Source organism: Maribacter flavus (assembly GCF_008386635.1).
Lineage (GTDB): Bacteria > Bacteroidota > Bacteroidia > Flavobacteriales > Flavobacteriaceae > Maribacter > Maribacter flavus.
This window is the reverse complement of the sequence record NZ_VUOE01000001.1, coordinates 1,497,457-1,512,199: the sequence shown is the minus strand read 5'-3', so window position 1 is coordinate 1,512,199 and position 14,743 is coordinate 1,497,457. Positions and strand designations below refer to the sequence as shown.

Annotated in this window: 1 protein-coding gene; it reads left to right on the top strand. The window is 45.1% G+C overall.

Annotated elements, in window-relative coordinates; all coding sequences use genetic code 11:
- Nucleotides 1-187: 187 nt before the first annotated feature.
- Complete coding sequence (locus F0361_RS06595; protein WP_154917727.1) at nucleotides 188-14,740, top strand: T9SS type B sorting domain-containing protein; 14,553 nt, start codon at nucleotides 188-190, stop codon at nucleotides 14,738-14,740.
- The last annotated feature ends 3 nt before the right edge of the window (nucleotides 14,741-14,743 follow it).

The window sequence follows — 14,743 nt, the reverse complement described above, 5'->3', positions numbered from 1 at the left end:
GTCATAAATACCATAAAACAGGGAGATCTCATTTCACATACCCTCTGCAAACCACTTTTCACAACATATAGCTTTCAGACCACAACAATAAATTTCAAACCTTCCTAGTATGGACAATCTTTGTTATTGGCATATTCTGTAGTGATTTGTAATTGAATCCCTCGAAGTGCTTTTAGAACATAGTGCTATGACCAAACAAACTACCTTTTTGGAGTTTACCGTTCCAAATATTAATATTAGAATCTCTTTATTGAGGGTTTCATTGTTTCTGATTTTTTTGGTAATCGGAACTTTTTCAACTTTTTCACAGGTAAAGAACAATTTTGAGGTAAGGTATTCCGCGGATATTAGGGGTGAACTAACCTTTGCAGGCAACAACATTGTCAATAGACAAACCCAAGAGGAAACAAGACAGGAGTGGCAATTCATTAATGGAAGATGGAGAAGGGTAACGGTTACAATACCTGCAACCTCTCCAAACGAACCGTACAATTTGACCGGCAGTTCTTCTGAGTACAATGATAACTTAGACATGCAATATATTGACGTGGATGGTGACCCAAGTACCTTCAGCTCAAGTAGTGCAATTTTAACGGTTCCAGATCCTACATGTTCCTTAATTCGATATGCCGGTTTGTATTGGTCCGCCGTCTATGTAAATCCGGATCGTAGTACTATTGACCAGATCAGGTTTAGGGTACCGGGCGGTGCCTACCAAGACATAACCGCCGATGAAATACTGTTCGACGGCAATGGGGATGCAGATTTTGGTTATTACAGTCCATATGCAGCATACAGGGATGTAACGAGTATACTTACCGCGTTACCGGATCCAAACGGAGAATATACGGTGGCAAATGTTAGGGCCAGTTTGGGAGGTGGTATTTCTGGCGGTATTTCTGGTGGTTGGAAATTGGTTGTAGTGTATGAGAATCCAAATCTTCCCGGCAGTAGATATATCACCACTTTTGATGGATACGCAGGAATTGCATCTGGACAAACTGTTGATATACCGGTAAGTGGGTTCACCAGTTTACCGGCTCCTTTTCCTGTGAACGCCAAAATTGGTGTTGCTGCTTTGGAAGGGGATAATAGGATATCAGGCGATGGATTGGCTATCGATGCCTTTGGTGGTGGCGTCTTTACACCTTTATCCAATACATTAAACCCAGCTACAAACTTTTTCAACTCAAATATTACTCGTTACGACGCATTGGTTACAGATAGAACCCCCAATAGTATCAATACCTTGGGTTGGGACATAGATCTTTTTGAGATAAACAATCAATTCAACAATGTCATACCAAACGATGCCACTAGTGCCGTATTGAGGGCAAGTTCCTCTCAGGACAAATATGATATCTTTTTTACGTCGTTCGATATAGAAATTATCGCTCCAAATATTGTTTTGGAAAAACGGGTTAACACTCCTGGCGGTGTGGACATTACCGGTCAGGGAGTTAATTTGGGCCAAGTTTTGGATTATGTACTATCCTTTCAAAATATTGGGAATGATGATGCGGACAATTATACCATTCGAGATGTCCTACCAATAAATGTTTCTCCGCCTGACGGCAGAACAGACTTTATACCATCTGATTTTGCGTTACCTCCAGGGGTAACTTACGTATATACACCTGCTTCAAGAGAAGTTATTTTTTCGATTCCAAATAATCTGGTAGAAGAGGATGGACCTGAATATTCTATTAGAATGCGGGTTCAGGTTGCAGAAAACTGTTTCGATTTTATTGATGCATGTTCGGATTTGATTCAGAATTTGGCCTACTCCTCGTATCAAGGAGTTGAAAATACCGCTATGGTTACAGATGACCCCAGTGTAACGGACTTCAATGCTTGTGGTTTTGTGGTTCCTGGAGCCACAAACTTCCTATTGGATGACCTTTCGGACTGTAATTTTCAACGCACCGTAGAACTATGTGGAAGTTCGGCCATATTGAATGCCGGAGATGGCTTTGACGAATATGTATGGGTAAGGGACGATAACGGAAACAATCAATTTGACGCGACCGATACGGTCATTACCGATGGTGACCCGGATAATGACCCAAGCACCATCGTTGTTACGCAGGTGGGTACTTATATCGTGGACAAGATAGTAGCAGACCCTTGTAAGGGGTTCAAGGAAATCATTACGGTCACTCCCTATGGAGCAGGTTTGATACCCAACCCTATAATTGAGTTGATGAACGCCGTCAATAATGATACGGATCCTTACAACGATATCGCCGGTGAAATTGTTCAATGCAGTGTGGACAATGCCATGTTGCCCAAGTTGTTTCTATGTGGCGCTGCGGACACAAAGGAGTTACAAATTAACATTATTGATGCACAAACCATTGTTTGGGAACAGCTGGACGAAGGAAGCTGCAGCCCTTCTGGGGACGATTGTGCCAATAGGGCCTTGACCTGTACCTGGAACCAAGTGGCAACCGGCAATACCTATACGGCGAATACGGAAGGCCAGTTCAGGCTTTCTGTCACCTATCAAAATGGGTGTACCAGTCGCTTCTACTTCAACGTATTTAGAAACAACTTGGACATCCAGTATACCAAGGAAGACATCATTTGTGCCAATCCCGGAAACATCACGATCACCAATTTGGGGAATGGCTATGGATACCAATTGGTAAATGACGATACGGATACCGTCGTGATTTCTTTCAGTGCCAACAATGGGCCTAGTTTTGATTTTAACGCGGGTGAAAATGGCAGTTATGTGGTGGAGGTTACCCAGTTGGACCTAAATGGAGATCCTATTGACAATGCCTGTATTTTTAGGACTCCGGTCATTGGAGTTTTGGATAGGGACGTAACTTTTGATGTATCCCATACGGACCCCAATTGTATATCACAGGGAAGTATCAACATTCAAATTAACAATGCCGAGCCCAATTATGAATATGAACTTCGTTTGGACGATGGTTCCAACGGTGGTCTAGGGACCTTGATCGATGATGAAACCGCGCAGATAGACAATGATTTTACCTTTTCCGGCCTGAATGCAGGAAACTATATTGTTATTGCCCGTACCCAAGATGGTTGTACCCATTCGGAGCAGGTAACCCTTGTCGACGGCAATGATTTGGAAATAGAGGCGCGGGTCTCACAACACATCACCTGTAGGGAAGGAAATATTCTCATGAGCTCCACTGGGGGCCAAACACCCCATAGATACGCTATTTGGTCCTATGAGGACGAAACGGGTACTATAGTTACCTCCTACCCAACACCCCAGGATATACCTGCGACCGAATTCCAGTCCAGCCAAATCTTCGATATCTATAATCCCGGTGATTACACCTTCGTGGTGGTAGATCGAAACAATTGTTTTGCATTTTCCAACACGGTTACTATTGAATTTAGACCGGCAGCCGAATTTTCAGGCGCTACCATTGAAGACCAAGCTTGTTTTGGCGATGCTTCGGGGTCCATACAGATGAATCTTTTGGACGATAATGGCTACCAACTTACGTACTATCTATTCGATATTGACATTCCACAAATCGATGTGATCAACGATAATTTTGATATCAACGATGCGATTGCCGCCAATGCTTCTGGTTATTTTGGAAACCTCATGCCTGGCGACTACACCATTGTGGTCAATATGCGTAGAGGAAGCGCGGACTGCAACTATCCGTATTACCATACTATAAGCGGTCCGGCAAATGCATTATTTGCGGAATCAGCATTAGTTCAGGATTATTCCTGTTTGCAAGATGGCATTATAGAGGCCCAGAATGTATCCGGAGGAACGGCACCTTACAGCTATAGTATCGATGGAATAAACTTTATTCCCGATTCGACCCCAAACGCACATCGATTTGAAAATTTAACCGCCGGTTCCTATACCGTATCGGTTAGGGATGCTGCGGGATGTGTATATGCCACAACTCCAATAATCATCGACCCAACGGACCCTCCAACGGATATTACGGTTGTTGAATCCCAAATAACCTGTCCAAGTGGTACGGTAGATTTACAGGTTACCTCAATTGGGGGGACCGCTCCTTTGACCATTCAGATTGTTGCCCCTTCAACGATAGCACCGGATGCCACTCTAGGAAATACGGCCGACTTTAACGGTTTGGCCCCGGATACATATACCATTAGGGTAACGGATGCCGATGGTTGTTTTTACGAAGAAAACCATACCATAGCACCTATTGTACCTATTACCATGAGTGGTATCACGGTAACTCCCGTTTCCTGTTTTGGTGCGACCGATGGTACGATACAGTTCAACGTTAATTATCAAACCGGACAAAATTTCACCTATACCGTAACCGGACCTTCCGGAACTGTTGCTACGGGAGGGGTTCAGGCCACAATAAGCCTTCCTAACCTGGGCTCGGGCAATTACACCTTGGACATTTTGGATACGGATACCAATTGTACGTACAATACGACCCATACCTTGGAAGGACCTCCATCGGCATTGACGGTAGCTGCACCTATGGTAACGCAACCCACGTGTTTGGACGATGGTAGTGTAATCGTTGCTGCATCGGGTGGATGGGGAAGCTATGAATATACCCTTTATAATCCGGATACCTCGCTATTCGGCACCAATACGAATGGCGTATTTAATGGATTGACCCAAGGAGGCACCTATACGGGCACCGTTACGGATGCCAACAATTGTGCGGTACCCTTTACTTTTGATATAAACCCGGCAACCGCTCCTGTACTGGCAGTAACGCCCAATGATTTCTGTTATGACGATGCGGTTGGATTGACGATAACGGCCAATGTTACATCAGGAGGCGATGGTAATTTTGAATATAATATCAACGGAGGTGGTTATAGCTCATCAAATGTGTTTACAGGCCTTGCCCCTGGAACCTATATCATCAATGTTAGGGACGGAAATAGTTGTACGGATACACAAACCATAACAATTAATCCTGAACTTAGTCTTATTGCCAGTGCTGGCAATATTACCGCATGTACCTCGGATACGGATATTGATATTACAGCAGCCGGTGGAGACGGAAATTATGTATACGCTGTTGTTGCCGATGGTGTTACACCAACTGCAGGTGATTTCTCAACGACGAATCCTGTTACCGTAAGTGCTCCGGGAGACTATGATGTCTATGTTCGAGATAACAACGGAATCACAGGATACTGTGAAGCCAGCTATGACATCAATATTGTTCAAGATGCTCCATTGGCCCTTTCAGTATCCAACACACCAATTCTTTGTAGTGGAGAAAACCAAGCAACCATAACCATTGTGGCAAGTGGTGGGGAAGCTCCTTATCGTTATAGTATAAATAACGGAGCAACCTATCAAACAACCAATACCTTTAATAACCTGGGCACGGGGAATTACACGGTTCGGGTACGGGATGCCAATAATTGCGAGTTAAGTCAGTTATATTCGATTACGGAACCTTTTACCTTGTCCGCTTCCGCTGCCGTTACCCAGTTGATCGAATGTAATCCAAGTGCCGGTGCTGAGGTACGGATTACCAATGTACTAGGAGGAACGGCACCATATTCCTACAGTTTTGACGGAGGATTGTCCTATGGGGCGAATGCCATTGATTATTTATTGGCAGGTACACATACGCTATACGTGCAAGATGCCAACGGTTGTACTTACCCAATGTCCGTAACAATTGATCCGGCACCAACACCTCCCAATGTTACCTTGACCCCAACGGTCGATTACTCCTGTGATGGAACGGGTATCGTAACCATAGGAACGGACGATCCTAGCTTGGATTACACGTATAGCTTGAATGGGACGCCAAATACACCTGCAGATTCGAATATTTTCACCAATGTTCCTGTCGGCACCCATACGATTTCGGTAGATTATATCAGTAATGTGGCTCCTTCTCCGAGTGTTTTATTACGTGAGGATTTTGGTGTTGGTGCGCCAACCAGCATTACGGAAATAGACCCATTATTCTGTTTTGAACCTCAAGACGGAAGCCCAAGTAGTTGTCCTAGCTTTGGTACGGACACCCATATACAGGACGGGGAGTACTCTGTGGCAAATACCATTGTGAACCCTTATACATGGTTGGTACCCAACGAACAATCCGGAAACCCAAATGGTAGATACCTTGCTATAAATATTGGTGGGGTCGCCGGTGTAAATGGTATTGTTTATGCCAAAAGGGGAATCGAAGTGGTTCCAAATAGGGACATTACCATTTCCATTGATGTTTTTAATCTCAAATTTGTTGGTTCTACAGGGGCTGATGCCAATCTGGATGTTCAACTGGTAAACTCATCGGGCACGGTCATAGCAAGCATACCCACAGGTAATATTCCAAAGAGTACGGATCCTGATATCTGGGAAAATTACAACATCACATTAAATCCAGGTGCGGAGACAAATTTGGATATAGTAATAAGGACCATTGGAACTGCAACTGCAGGAAACGATGTTGTTATCGATAATATCGTCGCGACACAACTTCCGGAACAATGCCCACAAACGGTAACCATAGATGTAACTGTTGAACCGGGCAACGCATTTGAGGCCTCCATTGTTTCTGCCATGGATGTTACCTGTAATGGAGATACGGATGGCTCCATTTCTTTTGACGTAGATAATTTTGGCGCTGGGGGATTTGAATATAGTTTGGACAACTTCTCTACGATATTGGGTAGCTCCACAACGTCCCCACAGATCATTTCCGGTCTTTCCGCGGGGAACTATACAATTTCTATCAGGGATGTGGATAACCCAATTGCAGGCTGTACGGTTACCTTGAACCAAACGATTAACGAACCTACTCCTGTGGTTGCTTCGGCAACGATCATTAGTCAGGCTACTTGTACGGATGGAGGAGTTATCATCGCATCGGCTATGGGTGGCACCCCCAACTATAGGTATCAACTGGAAGATGGTGTAGGAGGCATTATTGCAGGTTTTGATTTTGCCACTAATGGCAGCAATACCACTTTCAGCGGACTTGCCCCGGGCGATTATTTGGTGCGTGTGCGTGATATAAACAATTGCGAGGATATAATTGACGCCCCGCTCACCATAAATCCCACCGACCCAATTGTGTTTACGGCAGAACCCACAACGTGTTACAGTGGAAACAACGATGGTGAGATTGTAGTGAACGTTACCAGTGGCAACGGAGGCTATCAGTTTAGGATAAACGGCGGTCCTTGGTTGGCTCCAACACCAACGACAGCCACTACATATACCTTTAGTAATCTTTCCGCAGGTTCTTATGATATTGAAGTAAGGGATGCCCTAGGTTGTCCTTTGGCGGCCAATACCCAAACGGTAACGATAAATCCCCAATTGACTGCGAACGCGGTCCTAACGAACGATTTAACGTGTTTGGTGGATGCATCCGTTACAATAAATGCCAACGGAGGTTCTGGAACCTATTCATACGAATGGTCCAATGATGGGGGAACTACTTTTTCCAATACGAACTTTGCCGGGAACGTATTTACGACCAACCTATTTGGGAACTTTGTTTTTAGGGTTACGGATACCTCTACGCCCGTAAATTGTGTGGTGGTAACAAATCCTATTACCATTACGGAAGCCCAAACTCCCGTAATTGCGAATGTAGTTCCAACAGATATTCTTTGTAATGGTGAAAGCACGGGCTCTTTGGATGTTCAAATAGATACTTCTGTGGGCGTGCCTCCTTATGTAATCAATGTAGTGGAAACTTCTGGCCCTACCAATTACGGAACCCAGACCACTGGGTTGCCTGCGGGCAATTATGAGGTGACCATTACAGATGATAAGGGTTGTGTTTCCGCTCCTTTTCCTGTAATTATTGCTGAACCAAGCCCTATTGTATATACTACTTCGGATGTACCAATTACCTGTGATGCTGGATTGGGAACCACAAATCCGGGAGAAATTTCTATTTCAGGCGTTTCAGGCGGAACGGCCGAGTATACCTATATTTTAACGGGTAACAACGGGATTCCAACCCAAACCCATACCACCACACCGTCTACGCGTGACCATACGTTTACGGTATTGGAATTCGGTATTTATCAAATTGACGTAGTGGATGCCAATGGTTGTGCTTCCTACACGACCGAAATCATTGCCTCACCTCCCAATGATCTGGATATTGATGTATCTACGGCCACGGTTGATTGTTTGGTAGGGGGAACGGCCGTAGTATCTGTTGGTGCTGCCGTAGGAAGTGGGAACTACGAATTTGCCATTTTGGAAACGTATTCGGCTCCTTATTCCAGTAGCTATCAGGCTCCGGATGTTCTTGGAGGCTTTACTTCAACGTTTACCGGACTTACACCTGGCATCACGTATACTTTTGTGGTTTTCGATTTGACCACCAATTGTTATTATTTTGAGGAGGCCGCTGCACCCATCAACACGCCATCATCCATGGTGGCTACGCTTGACGCTGTTAATAACGTAAGTTGTACAGGTTCCGCAGATGGTAACGTATCCTTTACTTTTTCTGGGTTTGATGTTGCTGCTACCGATGTACAATATGAAGTTTTCAACAGGCAATCCAACATAACAACCGGGTATATGGGTACATCCAGTGTAAACCCACCCAGTTCCGTTACGGTAAGCAATTTTGCGACCTTGCCTCCAGGGGAATACTATTTATTGCTTACGGAAGTGGGCGGACCCAACAACGGTTGTTCCGTAGATGGAGGTACTTTTACGATACGTGAATCCGCCTTTGCGCTGGATTTGGATGTCGCCTCTCCACAAAACGACAATTGTAACCTCAACGCGGGCATCATTACCGCAGCGGGACGAAACGGAACGGCTCCGTATGAATATCAATATTTACTGGATACCGCCCCTGCTCCTTTGACAACTGATGCGGGATGGATAAATAACACCACAGCAAATGTAGAAGCCGGTGATTATATCGTGTATGTTAAGGATGCTTATGGTTGTATTTTCCAAAGGCCTATCACGGTATTGGAAGATCCAAGTCCAATAATTAGTTTGAGTATTGTTGATGAATGTGCCGATGAGGGAATGTTCCAAGTAAGTGTAACCTTGGATAATCCATTGGTAGCTTCGGCCCCTTTCCAGATAAGGGTGAATGGAAATGCCTTCCAAAACTTTACCTTTGATGTCAGCAACCAATACTTGGTAACAGGCCTTAGCTCTGGTTTGGCACAAACTATAGAGGTTAGGGATGTAAATGGATGTTCAGTTACTGAAACATTTGATATTCAACCACCCTTACAGTTCAATGCTACGTTGACAACCTTATTGGATTGTGAGGTAGTTCCTGCCAACAATGCGGAAATCACAATCAATGTGACCGCGGGATCTGGTTCCTACGATTATGAAATTGATGGCCCCGGAGCAGTGGACCAAGCAAGAACAGCAATGGGCGGTTCAAGTATCACATGGACAGGTGCCAGTATTGACGGCAACTATACTGTAACGGTATATGATACAAGTACGGCGATACCCAATTGTTTGGGCAGCATCGTGGTCAATGTTCCGCCAGCGGTACTACCAAACATTAGTGTTTCCAGTTTTACGGATGTTACTTGTAACGGGGCCGATGACGGATCCATAACCGTAACGAGTACGGATGTGGGCACCGGACCTTATTCCTATGAAATAATTTCCGGACCTGGAAGCAGTGCAACATTCCCTATTGCACCAACGACCAGTACGGCCACAAGGGCCACGTTCCAAGGGTTGGAAGGTTTGATTGCCCCAGGAATCACCTACACCATTAGGGTTACCGCGGCCAATGGTTGTTCAATGGACATCACTCAGGCAATTACAGAGCCTGAAATCATCACCAATGTGAATGCATCGGTGGTTGAATTTGCCTGTACGGTTGGAAACAACGAAAACAACGCAACGATTACCATAGATACTTCGGCAATTACAGGTGGTTCAGGAACTTACGTGAGGTATGAATTTATAGAAGAGGACGACCCGAACACGGCACCCATAGAGGCTCCGGTAGTTGTTCAATCTGGAACGAATCCCGTGTACACTGAAACCGATTTTGCTGGTGGAAGCTATACCATCAATGTGTACGATAGCAACGGCTGTTTAGGCTCCACGACTGCCATTGTAAATCCGTTTGACGAATTGATATCCGCTTCGGTCAGCATCACGAATACGGTTACATGTAACCCAGGAAACGACGGGGAATTGACCATGAGCGTAGTGTCTACGTTAGGGGACCCTTCGAGATTCGAATATAGTATCGATAATGGTTCGAACTATCAAGTATCCAATGTCTTCCCAGGTTTGGCGGCTGGACCGTATACCATTTTGGCAAGGCACATCGATACAGGCTGTATCATCTCGGCTTCCGAAACCTTGTTGGAGCCTAACACTTTTACGATTAATGTGACCAATGTAAGCGATGTGGAATGTTATGGAACATCAACAGGTGCGGTCAATTTCGAATTGGTCGACGCGACCTATCCGGGTGGGTTTACATGGACAGTTTACGACACCAACGGAACCTTGGCAAATACCGCCGATGATATTTTAGTAACAACAGGCAATGAGGCCACCAACGGTCCAATGGCCGACATCAATTTACCTGCCGGAAGTTATTATGTATCAATTGCACAGGACAACAACCCATTCTGTGTAAACACCGAAGCGTTCACCATTGCCGGGCCCAGTATGGCCATTAGTGGAGCAATTGCAACAATGGACATTACCTGCGTTCCTGGCAACGATGGTAGTATAGAAATTATCAACGTTCAAGGTGGATGGGGAGGTTATACCTATTATATAGGTGTAGCAGCACCTACCTTGCCTACGGATTATACAGCATCTCCAATGTTAGGGGGACTTTCAGCTGGAACGTATCAGGCTTGGGTAAGGGATGCCCAAGGTTGTGAGCAATTGATAGACAACACTATTGTGTTGGTAGATCCTACCCCAATAACTGCCAGCTTACAGGTAAATCAGGAAAACTGTACCAATTTGGAAGGTGAGATTGAAGTATTGGCATCAGGAGGCCAAGGGTCCAACTTTACCTATCAGTTGGTATTGAACGGTTCTAACTTCCGTGCTTCCCAGAATACGCCTATATTCTCTGGATTGGGCACCGGCAACTACGAGGTAATGGTTACCGATCAGTGGGGATGTAGCGCGACAACCCCGGCCGTTTTACTGTACGAAGAAATGAATTTGTCAACGACCGTAGACAAGCCAATCGACTGTACCCTTAATCCAGGTGGCGAAATCACAGTTGGTGTAACGGGGGGTTCCACAAACCTAGAGTTTGTTATGACCACACCATCAGGTACAATAGTCACCCAATCAACAGGTATTTTTACAAATCTAACTGAAATTGGAATTTACAATTTTGTAGTTAGGGACTTGGATACTACGAATCCCGTATGTCAGAAAAGTATCTCACAAGCGCTAGTTGCTCCAATAACGCCCGTTTTATTGGATGCCACCATAATCGACGTAAGCTGTGAAGGAGGTAGTGACGGTAGTTTAAGGGCTATTTTAGACCCAACTACGGATGGAAATCCTAACTATCAATATGAATTGATTGGGGTAAGTGCTGGAGCTTCAAATAGACCATTACAAAGCAGCCCTTTGTTTGATAACCTACCGGCAGGAGACTACCAAGTGAGAGTGGTGTCCGGACTAGGTTGTGAAGACATCAAGAACGAAACGATAACGGAACCACAACCTTTGGTCATTAGTGCTTCTGCGACCACATTTGATTGTGCTCCGGATAACAGCATCAATACGGCTGTGGTAACTATTACTGTGGAAGATGGTGCCGCGACCCCTGGGGTTCTTTCGGGAACGGGGCCATACTTATACAGCTTAAATGGTATTACCTATCAATCAGCCAATACATTCAATATCGCTGATAACGGGACGGTGCAAAATATCACGGTCTATGTTAGGGATGCCAATGGATGTATCGCAACGGATTCCGTCATCATTCAGCCTATCAATAGGTTTACGGCATCGGTCGCTACAGATGTGGACATCACCTGTACAAATGATGAAACGGTTACCATTACGGTTTCAGACAATGGTTTGGCGCATACGTATACGTACGAGTTATTGCCTATTGGCAATACAAATGCAGTACAAACAGGGTCTACGGCCACCACGGCTACTTTTGACCTATTGACAACAGGTTCCTACACGTTTAGGGTAACCGATGTAGATACTGGATGTTATTTTGATACGCCCGCCTATAATGTAGAACCGTATGATTTCATTAGGGCTACAGCCACTGCAGTTACTCCGGTTACGTGTTTTGGTGATTCCAATGGTGAATTGGAAATAAACATCACAGGGTATACTGGGAACTATAATTATCAAATATTCGATGCTGCAGGTAACCCTGTAGGCGGAGTGGTGAGTACGGATACGTCCGTTAACCCTAGGGTTGTTGGAGGTCTTTCCGGGGGCAATTATTACGTCACCATTACGGAAACGGATGTGCCTTTTTGTTCCGAAGATACCAATATGGTGACCATCGCCTCACCGGATATGGCACTAACGGCAACTACGGACATTCTTTCGCAGCCAACATGTACCAACGATAGGGGTGAAATTCGCGTAGTTCCCCAAGGTGGATTCGGACCTTATACCATTTCCATCACCAATGGAACCGATACGTTTACTGAAAACAATGTGTATGCCAATGTCTTTAGTGGACTATCCGCAGGCATCTATGACATTACGGTCACGGACCAAGCAGGTTGTCCTTACACGGACACTGTGGTACTTGACCCTGCTACACCCATAGTTGCAAACGCGACTCCTTTAGTGACCAATTTGGCATGTTATGGCGATATGGGCGCTACGGTTACCGCAAACATAACGGTTGCCGGAGGAAGCGGTTCTTATGAATATATCTTGAACTATATTGATGCGGATGGCACGACGATCCTTTTCTCTACGGCGTCGCAACTAAGCCCCAATTTCAATGACTTGGGTGCCGGTATTTACAGCATTACGGTTACGGACGGTTGGGATTGTGACGTGACTACCAACACGGTCGAGATTATTGAACCCACTCCAGTCAGTGCGCAATTGATACGTACCGACCCTTTGACCTGTGCAACCGGTGTTGAGTTTGAGCTTACGGCAACAGGGGGCAGTGGCACCTATGAATATAGTATCGATGGTATCAACTTTTTGCCAATGACCAGCAATCCAATGGGATTACCTGCAACTGGAACACTGGGTGCAGGAACTTATCAATACTTTGTAAGGGACGCTATCAACGGTTGTGATGCGGTTCAGTCAAATGCGATTACGGAAGACATGATCGACCCCTTGGTGTTATTTGTGGACCAATCGGCAGCATACATCAATTGTACGGGTGAAAGTACCGCCATTATCTATGCCGATGCATTTGGAGGACTTGGTAATTATCAGTTCGAATTGTTTACCGATGCTTCCTTAAGCGTTGCCGCAAGAATTGCCGGTCCAACATCCATTGGCGAATTTAGAAACCTGCCTGCCGGAACATATTATGTATCGGTAACAAGTGAGGATTGTACCACATTGCCAGAGGAGGTTATCATTTCGGAACCTGCACCATTGACCTATGTTGATGAGGTAATCAATGTAACCTGTGAAGGGGAAGGAAATGGTAGTATTACCGTTACACTTTCTGGTGGTTCTGGAGGATATCAATATGCCATTTCCCCCAACCTGAACCAGTTCGATACCGTAAACACGTTTACGGATCTGGAACCGGGAGATTACATCATCATCGCCCAAGATCAGAATGGATGCTTCGAATATTTGGAGTATACCATTACGGAACCATCCATGCTAATGGTTGATGCCACTACTACCCCAGAAATTTGCGTGGATAGTCAGGACGGAACGATTTCATTGAACATCACGGGAGGTACGGCTCCGTATAGTACGGCGTTGAATTCCAATGATGATGCTGACTTTGTGCAGGACAGGACCTCTTTTGTTGATATGGCCGCCGGCAACTATTTGATTTTCGTTAGGGATGCCAATGGCTGTGAGACCAATGTGGTCGTGGATATAGAACCAGGTGTAAATCTTAACGCCACGGTTGAACCTGTTTATGTGTGTACGGGAGACCTTCCGGACAATTACGTGAACATCACCTTGGAGGATGAAAGCCTCATTGGGGATGTGATGTACGCATTGGATAGTACGGATGCTTCTGCGCTGCAACTCAATCCAGACTTTAGGAACATTGCTCCAGGAAATCACTATATCACCATCGCGCATTCAAATGGCTGTTTGGTTACGGTAGACTTCACCATTGAAAGTTTCGACCCGTTGATCCTGCTTCCTGAACAGCGAAGCTTAAACGAGATAACGGCCATTGCCGAGGGAGGTAGTCCAGAATACACCTATTATTTTGATGGTGTTGACAATGGAAACGACAATACGTTCTACATTATGAGGACGGGCACCTATGAGGTTAGGGTAGTGGACCAAAACGGATGTGAGATGATGGCCAGCATCTTTATGGAATTCATTGATGTGGATATTCCTAACTTCTTTACCCCGGATGGTGATGGCGAAAACGACTTCTGGATACCAAAAAATATTCAGCAATTCCCAGATATACTAATAAAGATTTATGACCGTTATGGTAGAGTGGTTTCAAGACAGGCCCATGATGCCAAGGGCTGGGATGGAAGATACGAAGGCAAGGAATTGCCAACCGGAGATTACTGGTACGTCATTCAATTGAACGGGGAGGAAGATAGTAGGGAATTTGTTGGCCATTTCACTTTATATAGATAAAAC